This window comes from Saccharibacillus endophyticus, from assembly GCF_013185185.1.
Classification (GTDB): domain Bacteria; phylum Bacillota; class Bacilli; order Paenibacillales; family Paenibacillaceae; genus Saccharibacillus; species Saccharibacillus endophyticus.
The window spans coordinates 723,034-737,958 of the sequence record NZ_JAAZWE010000001.1; the positions used below are offsets into that span (position 1 = coordinate 723,034).

A 14,925-nucleotide genomic window follows, 5' to 3' on the forward strand; every position below is an offset into this window, starting at 1 on the left:
TAAACTTTTGGTCCACTTTCCTTTTACCCATCCATTCGTTTTAAGAAAGCGTATTTTTGCATCAATTCGAAAAAGTATACGATTTCTTGCGCCGAATATACGATTTCTTGAATCGTTTGAGAAAGAACCCCGTCCTAATTTTCGAAATACTGGCTCGGATGCCCCTGAAACGGATGCGTTCGTTCTTTGTACGCGCCGTTCGTGTAAATTTCGATCGTATTCCGCCAAAAGCGCTGCGCGGGTTCATTGTTTTTGAGCTGCGTGATTTTCCAGCGTCCCCGGAACCGATCGAACAGCATCACCGCCGCGCTTCCTCCTACACCGTGCCGACGAAACTTTTGCAGCACGAAAAATTCAACCATGTAATAGGACGGCTTTTTTCCGTTATCGTCAGTCCGTTCCACCAATGCCATCCCTGCGGGTTCGCCGTCGGCGCGGATCAAAAACGGAAATTTCCGATCTGCCTTGCTCCAAAACTCGTCCAAATCCGGATAATCGGGAAAACGTCCGTTTTCGTCCGCCGCAATATCCAGATATAACGTAAAATCATATAGGTAAAACTGAAGCAGATTCTCGATCACCGCACGACGCTGCTCCGGTACAAGTTCCAACTCCACAATCGGTTTCATGCTTTTCGGCTCCTTTATCCCGTATGATCCGTAATCTTCCTTTTCCATCGTAACCGACTCCGCCTCTTTCCGGCAACTTCGCGCGCGGATATTAACGAATGACCGTCTGCCTGCTTCGATTGCGCGTATGGTACACTAAAGACACAAGTTTGTTTCGACGGTAAAACCGTTATGTTATTTGCGAAAAGAGGAACTGTCATGAGCATTCAAAAAACAATCGACCGCACGCGCCTTGGCGAAAAGCTGCCGGAAATGCCGTGGTACGTTCAGCAATTTGTCGACTACAAACTGCCTGATCTGTCTCCGTCCACGCTGCTGGAGTACGTGCGGGACTACGAGTCTTTTTTCAACTGGCTGCGCGCCGAAGGTTTATCTTCCGCTACCGCCATGAAAGAGATCACGCTGGAGGAACTGGAATCGCTGCGCATGGAAAACGTGACGAGTTACCGCCTTTATCTAACCACGCGTACAGAAGGCACCAATTCGCGGATTACAGTCACACGTAAGCTGTCGGCACTCCGATCGATGTTCCATTATCTCAGCCAAATTGCCGAAGACGAGGACTTTTACCCGCTGTTAAAACGAAACGTCATGGCCAAAATCGAGGTCAAGCGTACCAACAAACCCAAAGATACCGCCGCCAAGCTAAAAGGAAAAATCTTGGAGGAAGAAGAGCTGCTCGCGTTCATCGACTACATCCGCGAAGGCTACGCCGCCGATGTCGCAGACAACAAACAAGCCAGCTACGCCCATGCCAAAAATAAAGAACGCGACGCTTCGATCGCCAGCCTGATCCTCAACTCCGGCCTGCGCGTCTCCGAAGTCGTCAACCTGAACATCGCCGATCTGGACATGGGCAACAAAATGCTCTACGTCATGCGTAAAGGCAACAACGACGAAACATTCAAAACCCCGGTCTATTTCCGCGACCAGGCCCGTTTCGACATGGAACGTTATCTGTCTTTGCGAGACGCCGACTACGCCGCCCCCAAACGCGAAAAAGCCCTCTTCCTCGCCGTTCCCAACGGCCAAAAAGAAGGCAAACGCATGACCAAACGCGCAATCCAGGCGATGATCATCAAATACGCCAAACGCTTCGGCAAACCGTATTTGACCGTCCATAAACTCCGCCACTCGTTCGCGACGGATTATTACCTGCAAAACGACATCTACAAAACCAAAGAACAACTGGGCCACGCCTCCACCGAAACCACCGAAATCTACGCCCACCTCACCGACAAAACCATGTCCGAGGCTATCGAACGCCGCGGGGAGGAGACCTGAGTTTCTTTGTTTGCTTGCCTTTGCCTATAATCGAGCAACATATTCGTTTTTAATCTTTATTCTTTTCCTTAAACTAAAAAAGAGAAGCGGCGCTTGGCCACTTCTCTTTTGCTGTGTCAAAAAGTCTTGTTCCGAACGAAGCGCTTAGCGGAGGGATAAATTCAGTGAAAGACGCCTTTGAACTCGGAAACTTCCACTAAAAATTTTAATCGGTTTTCCGAGTGAAACAGCGTCTTGAGCGAATTTCTCCCGCAGCGTCCCAGATTCTTCCCCGAACAGGACTTTCCCCGACGTCATCAAAATAGACTAGATGGACAACGCCGCCGTAATAATCATCGCACCGATCACATGCAGCGTCCCTGCAAACAACCCATGCGCCACATTCCCGCGTTCCGTGCCTTCGTCCAGATTAAGATCGCCCCATTTTTTCAGCACGAACTCCACCAGACTTTCCAATGCGAGCAAAATGACGAACGAAATAAACGATACGATCCAGGCGCTTACGATGCTCGAAGAGCCTTCAAGCACGTATTTCAAAATCAAGGCTTGAGCAAAAATCTTCATCACCAGACGGATCGTGACCGCCAGATTGCCTCTTCGGATTTCCTGGAAATCCTTATACTTCGTAAATAACGAGTCAATCACCATTAACAGTGTCAGCAGTACCGCTCCGGAAAGCGTCCATACCGCAAGTCTAGCCAAATCCGAAAATTCCACTTTCCGTCCTCCTTACGCGCCGATTATGTAAAACCATGAAAAAGCGAAGAGAACCGCCGCGTACATACGTTCCCCTTCGCTTGGCTTTGTTCGCTTTTTGGCGCTTCAGCCGTTATTCTGTTTTGATTTTACTTCGTTGTGCGACTTATTCGTTTTTCTCGTATTGCTTCATCAGTGCTGCCAACTCGCTGTCTACGGCGCTGTTTTTGCCAAGTTCCGCAAACTCGTCGTCAAGCGATTTGCCTTTGGAAGACATCTCGTTGCTCGCTTCGGCTTGCGCTTCCATGTTCAGCATTTTATCTTCCATGCGCTTCAAGCCGGATGTCGCGCTGTCGGAGTTGAAGCCGGACATGGTTTTGTTGATTTCCGTTTGCGCTTTGGCCGCACTGTAACGGGCAACCAGCGTATCGCGCTTGTTTTTCATTTCGGTGAGCTGCTTGCGCATCTCTTCCAGCTTGCCGCGCAGATTGTCGGCAGCCGCTTTGTTTTGGTCGAAGCTGTTTTTATACTCGTTCATCTTCTGCTCGGCCGCATTTTTTTCTTCCAATGCGCGGCGGGCCAGATCGACGTTTTGAGCTTTTGCTGCCATGTGCGCCTGCTCGGTGCGGCGGTTGACCAGCTCTTGCTGCTCTTCGTAAAGCTGTTTGAACTTTTTCTCGATGGCGATTTGGGCAGCAACCGCTTTTTCGGCGTCGGCCAGATCTTCCTGCATGTCGCGAATGTATTGATCCGTCAGTTTAACCGGATCTTCAGCCTTCTCGATCAATGCGTACACGTTAGACAAAGTTAGATCTCGCAATCTTTTGAAAACGGACATCCCTTTTTCCTCCTCGAAAGTGCTCTTTTCTATATTGTTTTGAACCATTACCCTTCCTATTACGCGAGAGGTACAGCATCGGTTTCACAAGGTCTGTAAATTTTTAAAAGTTTTTTTCCGACGCATCCAATGCTTCATCGATCAGACGGGATACAACGCTGCTCACTGAGCTAATTTGTTCGTGCGTGATACCGTCGTAGTGAATCCCCATGACTACGGTTACGGTACGTTCAAGCAAACGAGCCGCGTGCAGGGCAGAGGGCTCACTGAGCATATGTTCTTTATGTCCGGGAACGATCGTCGTGCTCACCTTATACGCAGCCTCTTCGAGGTATGCTGTTGAGACCGCGCCAATATGAGCCGCGCCGCCCGTAACCACGAGCAAAGTGTCTCTTCCGATCTCCCGACGTTCGACTCGGATATCTTCAGGTTTAAATGGATAAGTCTCCAAGCTGCACGCCTCCTATTCGCTTAGTCAAACTCCTATAAAATGCCGCGAATTTCGTTCAGGCTTCGAATCCCTTCCTCAAGCATGAATCGTTCCAGGCCTTCAGCCAGATCCGCACCCGCCTGCCCATTGACGAAATTATACGTGCCGACCTGCACCGCTTCGGCTCCGGCCATAATAAATTCGATCATATCTTCCGCGCTTGAGATCCCGCCCATCCCGACGACCGGAATATTCACGCGCTGGCAGACTTGATGCACCATCCGAAGCGCAATCGGTTTAACGGCCGGACCGGACAGCCCTGCATACAAATTCTCGAATACGCTCCGACGCTTGCGCACGTCGATCTTCATGCCGGACAGCGTATTGATCAGCGATACGGCTTCTGCGCCTTCTTCTTCGCACATCCGGGCCATGTCCGCGATATCCTCGGCGTTGGGCGACAACTTCACCATGAGCGGCAGGGTCGTTGCGGCGCGAACCTCCCGGACGACTTCGCGAGCGATGCAGGTCTTGATGCCATAAGCCATTCCGCCTGCTTTGACATTGGGACAGGAAATATTCAATTCGACCAGATCGACGGCTTTGCGTCCTTCGCTTTGGCGTTTTTGCGAATCGTCATCGATCAATCGTGCACCGTCCACGTAATCCTGTATCGTACCTCCGCCGAGGTTGACGATTCGAACGGTGTCCAACGTTTCCCAGAAGGCGCATTCTTCATCCAAGAAGGCTTGCACGCCGGGATTCTCCAATCCGACGCTGTTCAACATGCCCGAAGGCGTTTCATGGACACGGATGCCCGAATTACCGGATTTCGGGTGCAAAGTGATTCCTTTTCCCGAGACTCCGCCAAGCTTGGACAGATCGTACAACTTTCCGTACTCTTTGCCGAAGCCGAATGTTCCCGATGCCATCACGACCGGGTTTTTGAATGTTACTTCTCCAATATGGCAAGCCGTATCCAATGTTGTCTCGATCATGCGAATACAACCTCCCCTGCACGGAATACCGGGCCGTCCACGCACGCCTTTTTCCGTCCGTTCTCGCAGCCTACGCTGCATACCAGACAAGCTCCGATTCCGCAGGCCATCCGATTTTCCAGAGATACATAGACTTGCGCCCGACCGGACGACATCGCGCTTTTCATCTGGGCGGCACGCAGCATCGGTTCCGGTCCGCAGATGAAGATCGTATCGTAATCGTCGAAGTTCGCCCGGTCCAGCACGATTCCGCCGAGGTCGATCTCGACAGGATGTCCAAGCGACCGGAATTCATGTTCTTCATACACTTCGACGCTGTATCCCAGATACAGGTCGGCTTGCTCCAGATGTCTGGCCGCATAAAAAAGAGGCGCAATCCCGATGCCGCCCCCGATCAGCGCCGTACGGCCTTCTGCCGCCGGAAACCCGTTGCCGAGCGGTCCAAGCAGCGTGACATCGTCACCTGCTTGCATCCGCGAAAGCATCCGCGTTCCTTCTCCCGCCACTTTATATAGAAACTTCACGCCGCGTTCGTCCTGATCGTACACGCTTAACGGACGAGATAGCAGCGGATAGTTGTCCCAGCCCCGCACCATAAAAAATTGTCCTTGCTTCGCTTCGAAGCGTCCTTCCGCATGCATTACGTAAATGCCTTCCGCCACGCGCCGGTTGGAAATGATTGTCGCCATAGGATCCTCCCCCAGATTGCTGACTTTCGCATATCTTGTCTATGATGCCTTGCGGCATGGGGAAAAGCTATGACATGAATCACTTATCTTTTAAGCTGACTTTGGTGAGGGAAGCGAGAAGACTCCGAGAGAAATTCGTTCCGGTCGCGTGTTGAAATCGGGAAAAGAGATTGAATTTTATATGGAATTTTCCCGATTTCAAAGGCGAACATTTCATTCCTTCACTGAATTTCTCTCTCCATCTTCTCGCTTCCAGTTACGTTAGGCTTTCACGACACGGAAAAACACATTGTTCCTATCCGTTCATTTCTATTTCATTAATGATTTTTATTACTTCAATCACTTCTACTTCAACGCCCGATAGCCGCGGCGGTAGGCTTCGGGGATTTCGAGACTGCCTTGCAGTTCGCGCGAAGCGTGAACCGCCCAGTAGGGATCGCGGAGCATGCCGCGGCCGATAGCAACGAGTTCGGCGCGTCCTTCGGTTATGACCCGCTGCGCGTCTTCGAAATCGTCCAGCAAACCTACTGCGATGACGGGGACGTCGAGCGCTTCGCGAATTCGCTCTGCCAAGCTTACCTGATAACCGGGACCTGCGCCCGGGCCTCCTGCGGAACCGATTGCGCCTTCGCCGCCGGACGTGATATGGAAAATGTCAGCACCGGCATCCCGGTAACGGCGGCTGATCTCGATCGCATATTCGACATCGTAGCCGCCGTCTACATACTCGGTGGCGGAGATTCGCATCAGCACCGGCATGTCGGCAGGTACTTCGGCGCGCACCGCTCGGGTAACCTCTTCGCCGAATAAGGCTAGATCTTGTCCATATTGATCGTCACGTTGGTTGGTCAGCGGCGAATGGAATTGATGAATCAGATAACCGTGTGCCCCATGAATCTCGACTGTATCGAAACCTGCTTGAATCGCTCTGCGTGCCGCGTCCGCGTAAAGGCTGACCATATTCCGAGCTTCTTCGGTCGTCAGTGCTCTGGGGGTTCGATAGGTCTCGTCAAAAGCAATCGCTGAAGGCGCGACCGGGGGTGTGGCATCCTGTGCTTTTCGCCCTGCATGCCCAAGCTGGATAGCGGCTTTGGCTCCGTAACGGTGAATGCCGTCGACGATCTTTTTCCAAGCCGGAATCATCTCGTCGCTCCAGATCCCCGTATCCCGGTTTGTGATTCGTCCGTCAGGATCGATACCGGACATTTCGACAATGATAAACCCGGTTCCGCCCACTGCCCGGCTTATGTAATGAACCTCATGCCATTCATTCGGAATCCCGTCCTCGGCGTCTACCGAATACTGGCACATCGGCGGCATCACGATTCGATTCGGAAGCTTCAAACCTCGATGTTCAAAAGAAGAAAACAAATCAGCCATTTTTATACCCCTTCCGTTTTTCAACATTCTATCTTTACGTAACCCTAAACGCTTTTTATTATACACGCCCTAGTAGCTTCAACAAACTTAATCAGATAAGCGTAGTCTAAGACTTAACTTGGTCAAGCTCCGACTTCGTCAATGAGAGAAGTGAGTATCAGTTCCTATATGAAAAACCCACCTAAGCAAGCGCTCAAGTGGGTTGAAATAATAACGTGGATGAAATCAACAAACGTTCAATCGCTCAGCTTGTTACTACTCGTTCTTGCTTTTATTCACGCTCTTGTTCGGCATTACGATCCGGACCCGAATGCGGGGAGTCCGGGAATCCGAATCCTCGGAAGTGTCCCGGTCCGTGACCATGACCATGTCGACCACCCTTCATCCCGCCAAAGCGGAAACGCCCGCCCCCAGGACCGAATCCTCCGCGTCCTCCCGGGCCAAACGGCGGGCGCGGGCCTCCTTCGCGTTCCCAGAACTCTCTCGGATCGCGTCCGGCAAAACCTTCGCCTTCCGTTTGCTTCTCCAGCTCCGCAATCAGCCGCTGCAAATATTCGCCGAACTGCTCGCGTTCTTCCTCCGTAAAACTTTCGAATAGCTTCCCATCCTCCTGCTGGTTCTGCTCCGCCTGTTCAGCCGCTTCAGCTCCCGCTTCCGTCAACTTCACGTTCATCACGCGTCGATCCGTCTCCGAAGGCGTACGCTCGATATATCCGCCGCGCTCCAGCTTCACCAATAGCTCCCCTAATGACTGATTACGCATATTCAAAAGGAAGGTCAACTCCTTCTGCGTAATCTCCGGCTTAAGCTTAAGCAGTGCCAATACCCGTCCTTGGCCCCGATGCGGATTCCCTCCATGCTCCCGATCCCGGCGGATATGATGGTGATATCTATGCATAAGCGCTGTAGCATGGAAAAACGTTCTCATCAGCCCGTCGTTGAACCCTTGCTCTTCTTCGCGAAATCCTTGATCTTGCTCACGACGAGGTTCATTATCCATCTTTTCATGTCCTTGATTCCCTTGATGTTCACTCATGAATGAGCCCTCCTTTTTATAAAGGCACCTTAAATTCAGGTACCTTACTTTTATAATATAAAGGTACCTTAACATTTTTGCAACCCTTCTTATTTCTTATTGACTTCGAATGTGTTCGCACATGAATTTACCCATACAAAAAGCCCCAGACCGATAAGTCCGAGGCGCTTTTGCATCATCTTTTTTGTAATCTTTTAATCCGAGGGTCTTTCCCTACCCTACCCCCTGGGGAGCGTGATCGCGGGTGGAGCGCCTTTGGCTTTCCGCAAGGAAAACAACTAAGCGACACACGCGATCACGCTCCCCCTCTCCTCATAATACTTTACTCAAAAAATCCTGCGTCCGCGCATTCTTCGGCGCGCCGAACACTTCTTCCGGCGTACCCTGCTCCACGATCACGCCGCCGTCCATGAACACGATCCGGTCGCCGACTTCGCGCGCGAAGCCCATTTCGTGAGTTACGATGACCATCGTCATGCCGTCTTCCGCCAGCTTTTTCATCACGTCCAGCACCTCGCCGACCATTTCCGGGTCAAGCGCCGAGGTCGGCTCGTCGAACAGCATCACATGCGGCTGCATTGCGAGCGCGCGCACGATGGCGATACGTTGCTTCTGACCGCCGGACAGTTGCGCCGGGTATGCGTTCTTTTTATCAGCCAGACCTACAGATTGCAGTAACGCTTCGGCCCGCTTATCGGCTTCGGCTTTCGATAAACTCTGAAGCTTGATCGGAGCGAGCGTAATGTTTTCCAGCACGCTTTTATGCGGGAACAAGTTGAACTGCTGGAACACCATGCCCATCTTCTCGCGCGTTTTATCGATGTTATGTTTTTTATCCGTAATCGGTTGACCTTCGAACAAAATCTCTCCGCCCGTTACGTCTTCCAACCGATTCAAGCAGCGAAGGAAGGTACTTTTGCCCGAGCCGCTGGGTCCGATGACCACGACCACTTCGCCTTTTTTGATCTCGGTATCGATTCCGCGCAGGACATTATTTTTTCCGAACGATTTTTGCAGATTTTTAACGGCTATCACCGGCACTCAACCTCCGTTCTAATACATTTAACAGCTTGGACAGAATCAGCGTCATGATCAGGTAGATGCCTGCGGCGATGACCAGCGGGTACAGACCGGAATAAGTCAGCGTACGTACGGCATTGGCCTGGAACATCAGATCGGCGACCCCGATAAACGATACGATCGAGGATTCTTTGATGATGACGACGAATTCGTTGCCGATCGCCGGCAGAACGCCTTTGATCGCTTGCGGAATGATGATCGTGCGCATCGCCATGCCCCGAGGCATCCCCAGCGAGCGCGCGGCTTCCATTTGTCCTTTATCGACGTTCTGGATACCCGCGCGGAAGATTTCCGCCAAGTAAGCCGAACTATTCAGCGACAGCGTGATAATCCCCGACTGCAGGACCGAGAATTTGATATCGAACGCGCTGGCCAGACCGAAGTGAATAATCAGGAGCTGTACGAGCATCGGCGTGCCACGAAGCACTTCAATGTATGTTATAGCGATCCATTTTAGAATTTTGACGCTGGACAATCTGAGCAGGGCGATCAACAAACCGATCAGGAAACCGAACAATACGCCCAAAGCGGACAGCAGCAGCGTGTATTTCACGCCGTCCGCATAAAATCCGCGATATTTCCAAAAGAACGAGAAGATGTTGCTCGGAGCCGTCTCGCCGGAATTCAGTTCGTTGGCCTGCTGGATAAATCCGTCTACGGCGTTGGTCGCGCGCAGACGCTCAAGCGTCACGTTGATTTCATTGACCAATTCAGTGTTGCCTTTTTGAACCGCGATCGCCATCGGCGTATCGCTGTCTTCCGGTACCGCTTCGGCGATCGCGATGCCCGGGCGGTTTTTGACTTGAGCTTCCGCTACCGGTCCTTCGAACACTGCGGCGTTGACGCGGTCGGAGCTGAGCAGGCTGACCACGTCGGAAATGGTCTTGACCGCCGTGACCTGCGCGTCCGGAATCCCGTTCGCGATTTCTTCTTGAATCGAACCCGTTTGCACCCCGATTTGCTCGCCTTGCAGCGCGTCCATCGTTTTGTATTTATCGACGTCTTCCGAACGGGTCAGAATGACCTGGCGCGACGTATAGTAGAGGTCGGAAAAATCGACGTTCTGACGTCTTTCGTCGGTCGGCGTCATGCCGGAGATGATCATGTCGATCCGGCCGCTTTGCAGCGCCGGAATCAAACTGTCGAAAGACATTTCTCTAATGACCAGTTCGGCGCCCATGTCTTTGGCAATCTCTTCCGCGATCATCACGTCGGAGCCGACGACCTTGCTTTTTCCGTCTACCGTCATCAGGAATTCGTACGGCGCGAAGTCCGGGCTCAACCCGATCGTCAGTGTTCTTTTCTCATCCGTGCTTGATGCGCTTTGTGCGTTTGCTTGTCCGTGACCCGGATACAGTGCCAAGGTCAGCATCAACAATGCCATCAGCATCGGGATTATTCGTTTCAGTCTCAACATGCCCTCTCTCCACTCTCTAAGTAAAATAACAAGTCATCATTATAAAACGATACTCATATTTATACAACAATATTCACAAAATGTCGCGTACTTTTTTACCGTTCACCAAATTGTTTTATTCCTTACAAAGCCGCGTCATCATTGAAAACGTTTCGCTCGCATGATAAGCTTTGACTTCAAGTCCATCGACACAAGGAGCGTTTACTCATGAATAATAAGCAAGTCATTTTCGATATCGTCGATACCTCTTCCGCCGAACTCAAGGAGATCGCCGCGTATATCGCGCAGAACCCGGAACTGGGCAACGAAGAATTCAAAGCGTCCGCCAGGCTCAAACAATCTCTCGCGGAACACGGCTTTGAAGTCGAAGCGCCGATCCTCGATATCGAGACGGCGTTTATCGGCACGTTCCGCTCGGATAAACCGGGACCGACCGTCGCGCTTTTATGCGAATATGATGCGCTGCCGGAGATCGGCCATGCGTGCGGACATCATCTGATCTGTACCATGAGCCTCGGCGCGGCATTCGGATTGAAAAATGCCATCGCCGAGCTGGGAGGTACGCTTCGCGTATACGGAACGCCTGCGGAAGAAACGCGCGGAGCGAAAGTGACGATGGCCGACGCCGGATTGTTCGACGATTGCGACTTCGCCCTGATGGCGCATCCTTATTACTCTTTCCAAAAGTCGGGCAGCGCGCTGGCGATGGACGCGGTCCAATATGAGTTTTACGGAAAGTCCTCGCACGCGGCAGCCAGTCCCGAAGCGGGCGTGAATGCGCTGGACGCCGTTCTGCTTCTTTTTAACGCGATCAACGCACTCCGGCAGCAGACGCGTGCGGACGCACGTATTCACGGAATCATCAATCACGGCGGCGTCGCCGCGAACATTATTCCGGACTATGCTTCTGCCCAATTCTATATTCGTTCAGCGGATCGTCCTTATACCAATGAGTTGGTGGAAAAGGTACGGCGGATCGCGGAAGGCGCGGCGCTCCAGACCGGATGCGAGCTGAAAGTATCGAACTACGAATACTCCTATGACGAGCTGATCACGAACGAGACGCTGTCGGAGACATTCACGCGTAATCTGATCGAATCGGGTGTCGCCGCGGATGTGATCGAAGCTCCGGTAAACGGCGGTTCGGCGGATGTGGGCAATGTCTCTACCCGCTGCCCGGCGATCCATCCTTACGTGCAGGTGGTATACGAGCGCCATGAGCTGCATAGTATCGGGTTCCGCGATCTGGCGCAGAAAGACGAAGCTTACGAGGCTATGGTATTCGGGGCTAAAATGTTGGCGGGGACGGCTTATGACGTGCTGACGGTTCCGGGATTGCTGGAGAAGGTGCGCGAAGAGTTCAAACAAAATGCTTATCGGGAGAAGAGTTCCTCGGCGAAGGATTAAACTCGGATCGGATGGAATATTGTAAGTTCGGGAAGTTCAGCCTGCTTTCGATTTTACTCGGGAGCAGGCTTTTTGTTTTTCTAGGATTCTTTTCTTTCCGATCGTTGGTTTCGATGTAAAGTTTTTCCGGGTAATAACGTCCATCTTTGCGTCGCTGGGTAACTGGGATGAGGGGGAAAGAATTAAAGAATTAAAGAATTAAAGAATTAAAGAATTAAAGAATTAAAGAATTAAAGATTAAAAGATTAAGAGATTAAGAGATTAAAGAATCAAAGATTAAGAGATTTTCGCTTATCGCGGTAACTGGAAAAGCTTATTGCCCGGTGGGGTATAAGCTTTTCGTTACTATAAGGAGGAATTTCATGTTTCGGGAAGCGATGTACCACGTACCGCGTGACAAATGGGCTTACTCTTATAATCTCCATACGATTCACCTTCGTTTTCGCACCAAGAAAAACGATGTCGATCGCGTTACCGCGTTGACCGGAGATAAATACGACTGGAATCGTACATATTTCGAAGTGGAATTGGAAAAAGCGGCGACCGACGAATACTTCGATTACTGGGAAGGTCCCGTGCGTCCGAAATTCAAGCGCGTGGCGTACATTTTCAGATTGACTTCCGGAAATGAAACGCTTTTTAAGGCCGACAACGAATTTCATGACGGTTTCCCTGCTCCGACCGGAGGATTTTACGAGTTCCCTTACATCCATGCCGTCGATCTGTTCGCGGCGCCGGATTGGGCAAAGAAGGCGATTTTTTATCAGATCATGCCCGACCGATTTGCCAAAGGCGATCCTTCGATCGACCCGCCCGGGACACTTGCTTGGGGCGCGCAGCCTACATTGACCGATTATTTCGGCGGAGATTTGCAGGGGGTGCTCGATCGTGTCGATTATTTGGTGGAGCTGGGGATCAATGCGATTTATTTCACCCCGATCTTCACCGCGACCACCTACCATAAATACGATACGGTCGACTATAAAACGATCGATCCCCATCTCGGCGACGTCGCGGTGCTCAAAGAGCTCGTCGAAGCTTGTCACGGCAAGGGGATACGCGTCATTCTCGATGCCGTATTCAATCATTGCAGCGATCAATTTCCTCCTTTCCGCGATGTCGTGCTCAAAGGTGCTTATTCGCCTTACGCGGATTGGTTTCATGCCAACAAATTCCCGCTTGAAGTCCGGGACGGCATTCCCACTTACGATACGTTCGGATTTTACGGCAATATGCCCAAGTTCAATACGGGCAACGAAGAAGTACGCAAATACCTGCTCGGCGTGGCCAAGTATTGGATCAAAGAAGTCGGCGTCGACGGTTGGCGTTTGGACGTGGCGGACGAGGTCGATCATCATTTCTGGCGGGAATTCCGGGACGTGGTAAAGGCGGCGAAACCGGATGCCTATCTGGTCGGCGAAGTATGGAGCGATTCTCTTTCTTGGCTGATGGGCGATCAATTCGACTCGGTGATGAACTATCCGTTCTCGGACAAAGTGTTGGCTTTCTTCGGCGGCGGCATGGACGGCTACCAGTTTTCGAGCCATATGAGCAGCCTGTTAATGCGCTATCCTCAGCAAACGAACGAAGTGGTCTTCAATATGCTGTGCAGCCATGATACGCCGCGTTTGTTGACCCGATTGGGCGGCGACAAGCGTAAATTGAAACTGGCGATCGTCTTTTTGTTCACGTACATGGGCACGCCTTGCATTTTTTACGGGGACGAGATCGGACTGCAAGGCGGCGCGGATCCGGATTGTCGAAAATGCATGCAATGGGAACCCGATAAGCAGGACAGGGAACTGCATAGCTTCTATCGGCTAATGATCATGCTGCGAAAAAGAAACCCGGCGCTGCGCGGCGGACGTTTTCGCTTCCTGATGGCCGAATCGGGCAATCCCTGCATCGTGTATGAACGAATCGACGATCATATTCATTTCACGATCTGGATGAACAATACGGGGCAGCCCAACATCTTATCGCACCCTATCGAAACGGATGACTGGCGCGATGCGCTAACCGGGGAAAGCGTTCCTACAACGGACGGACGGCTTGCTATTCCGCTTGATGCTTACGGTTACCGTATTCTGTACCGAAATTTGTCGCCTGCCGACGCTTAATGCGTCGGTTTTTCGCTTATTGCAAAAGAGTTTTTGCCAAACAAAAAGAAAGCGTTTTAATTTCTGTATTTTGGTTATTTTTCCTTAGGCAGTTCGCGGTAATTACTGTGACCCAAAAGGAGGCGGCCGACATGTTTTTCGTCGTTTCGATGGCAGCTATTGTAGTATCGGTACTGGCAACGTTAAGGTGGATTGACAAAGGTTCGATCGGAACCGGCGTGAAGACGGCATTGTTCATGGTTTTTTATTATTTTAGTCCTTTCTAGGGGCTGGGGAGTGCGAGATGGGCGAGGACGCTACGGGGCGGGAGGGAGCTTCGATCGCTGTTGAAATGCGATTTCTTGATTGGAAGCCTTGGTCAGGGTGGAAATCGGATTTCAAAGGCGAGCACTTCGTTTCTTCGCTTCCCTTCCACCCCTTCGCTCAAGCCCATAGGCCCCCGGGCTAAAAGCATTCGGGGGAGGGATTAAAAAAAGAACTTCGCTTTGACAAGAGCAAAGTTCATTCCTAACAGCCTGGGATTTACTTATCAATACTATTTTCTCCAAAAAGTCGTGCAGTCTGCTTTATCTTCGATGTTGAATTCAATGATTTCTTTCAACAAGTCGTAATCTACCGGGCTTTTCCAAGGAATGCGAAACAATTGGTTGGTATGCGTATAACCAGACGCTGCGATCTTGTCCGCAAAACGCTCCAAAGCCGCTTTCTCCGGAGCCACGGACATATGCGCTTTGGCTGTACTGAACGCGATAATAAAGGTCTCGTGATCCGTAAACATCGGTTGATTCCAAGCTACTTTCGCCGCTAAATTCGGAAACGTCTCATGAATCCATGCAAAAATGTTCTCCAGCCGTTCTTTTTGCAATGGGTCATCGACCTTGTCCAAGTATTCCTTAAATGCGTCCATCGAATAAACCTCCT

General features: G+C 51.3%; 15 protein-coding genes. 4 read left to right on the plus strand and 11 right to left on the minus strand.

All coding sequences use genetic code 11. From position 1 onward, the window contains the following. Positions 1-134: 134 nt before the first annotated feature. Positions 135-629, minus strand: coding sequence for a GNAT family N-acetyltransferase (locus tag HRQ63_RS03295; RefSeq protein WP_172239052.1), 495 nt, complete (start codon positions 627-629; stop codon positions 135-137). 198 nt (positions 630-827) lie between these two features. Here HRQ63_RS03295 and xerS point away from each other — a divergent pair, with 198 nt between their 5' ends. Next, positions 828-1,913, plus strand: a complete 1,086-nt coding sequence (xerS, locus tag HRQ63_RS03300) for a tyrosine recombinase XerS (RefSeq protein WP_172239055.1) — start codon at positions 828-830, stop codon at positions 1,911-1,913. A 306-nt stretch (positions 1,914-2,219) separates the two neighbouring features. Here the strand turns inward: xerS and HRQ63_RS03305 are convergent, their stop codons facing one another. The 9 genes from HRQ63_RS03305 to HRQ63_RS03345 all read right to left on the minus strand — a co-directional run bounded on the left by HRQ63_RS03305 (position 2,220) and on the right by HRQ63_RS03345 (position 10,477). Next, complete coding sequence (locus HRQ63_RS03305; RefSeq protein WP_172239058.1) at positions 2,220-2,630, minus strand: DUF350 domain-containing protein; 411 nt, start codon at positions 2,628-2,630, stop codon at positions 2,220-2,222. A gap of 145 nt (positions 2,631-2,775) precedes the next feature. Then, on the minus strand, positions 2,776-3,447 hold the full coding sequence (locus tag HRQ63_RS03310; RefSeq protein ID WP_172239061.1) for a PspA/IM30 family protein: 672 nt from the start codon (positions 3,445-3,447) through the stop codon (positions 2,776-2,778). 103 nt (positions 3,448-3,550) lie between these two features. Beyond that, positions 3,551-3,898 carry a prenylated flavin chaperone LpdD gene (gene lpdD / locus HRQ63_RS03315; RefSeq protein ID WP_172239064.1) on the minus strand — a complete coding sequence of 116 codons (348 nt, stop codon included), beginning with the start codon at positions 3,896-3,898 and terminating at the stop codon, positions 3,551-3,553. Between the two features lie 32 nt (positions 3,899-3,930). Continuing rightward, complete coding sequence (locus tag HRQ63_RS03320) at positions 3,931-4,875, minus strand: dihydroorotate dehydrogenase (RefSeq protein WP_172239067.1); 945 nt, start codon at positions 4,873-4,875, stop codon at positions 3,931-3,933. Further along, positions 4,872-5,564 (minus strand): dihydroorotate dehydrogenase electron transfer subunit, encoded by a 693-nt coding sequence (locus HRQ63_RS03325; RefSeq protein WP_172239070.1) that lies wholly within the window; start codon positions 5,562-5,564, stop codon positions 4,872-4,874. The genes HRQ63_RS03320 and HRQ63_RS03325 overlap by 4 nt, the downstream gene beginning before the upstream one ends. A 345-nt stretch (positions 5,565-5,909) precedes the next feature. Beyond that, positions 5,910-6,944: an NADH:flavin oxidoreductase/NADH oxidase gene (locus HRQ63_RS03330; protein ID WP_172239073.1), complete on the minus strand. Its 1,035-nt coding sequence runs from the start codon at positions 6,942-6,944 to the stop codon at positions 5,910-5,912. Positions 6,945-7,215: 271 nt separating this feature from the next. After that, positions 7,216-7,980, minus strand: a complete 765-nt coding sequence (locus tag HRQ63_RS03335; protein WP_229714051.1) for a MarR family winged helix-turn-helix transcriptional regulator — start codon at positions 7,978-7,980, stop codon at positions 7,216-7,218. A 312-nt stretch (positions 7,981-8,292) separates the two neighbouring features. Beyond that, positions 8,293-9,015: an amino acid ABC transporter ATP-binding protein gene (locus HRQ63_RS03340; RefSeq protein WP_172239076.1), complete on the minus strand. Its 723-nt coding sequence runs from the start codon at positions 9,013-9,015 to the stop codon at positions 8,293-8,295. Beyond that, positions 9,002-10,477: an ABC transporter substrate-binding protein/permease gene (locus HRQ63_RS03345; protein WP_172239079.1), complete on the minus strand. Its 1,476-nt coding sequence runs from the start codon at positions 10,475-10,477 to the stop codon at positions 9,002-9,004. The genes HRQ63_RS03340 and HRQ63_RS03345 overlap by 14 nt, the downstream gene beginning before the upstream one ends. A 207-nt stretch (positions 10,478-10,684) precedes the next feature. On the opposite strand from HRQ63_RS03345, the gene HRQ63_RS03350 reads away from it, so the two are divergent. From HRQ63_RS03350 to HRQ63_RS26140, 3 genes are all read left to right on the plus strand, one after another. Next, entirely contained in the window at positions 10,685-11,884 is a 1,200-nt protein-coding gene (locus HRQ63_RS03350; RefSeq protein WP_172239082.1) for a M20 family metallopeptidase, read from the plus strand. A gap of 362 nt (positions 11,885-12,246) precedes the next feature. After that, on the plus strand, positions 12,247-14,004 hold the full coding sequence (locus tag HRQ63_RS03355; protein WP_172239085.1) for an alpha-glycosidase: 1,758 nt from the start codon (positions 12,247-12,249) through the stop codon (positions 14,002-14,004). 131 nt (positions 14,005-14,135) lie between these two features. Continuing rightward, complete coding sequence (locus HRQ63_RS26140) at positions 14,136-14,270, plus strand: hypothetical protein (RefSeq protein WP_268239419.1); 135 nt, start codon at positions 14,136-14,138, stop codon at positions 14,268-14,270. 269 nt (positions 14,271-14,539) lie between these two features. On the opposite strand, the gene HRQ63_RS03360 is transcribed toward HRQ63_RS26140, so the two are convergent. Next, positions 14,540-14,911 (minus strand): iron chaperone, encoded by a 372-nt coding sequence (locus HRQ63_RS03360; protein ID WP_172239088.1) that lies wholly within the window; start codon positions 14,909-14,911, stop codon positions 14,540-14,542. Between the last annotated feature and the right edge of the window lie 14 nt (positions 14,912-14,925).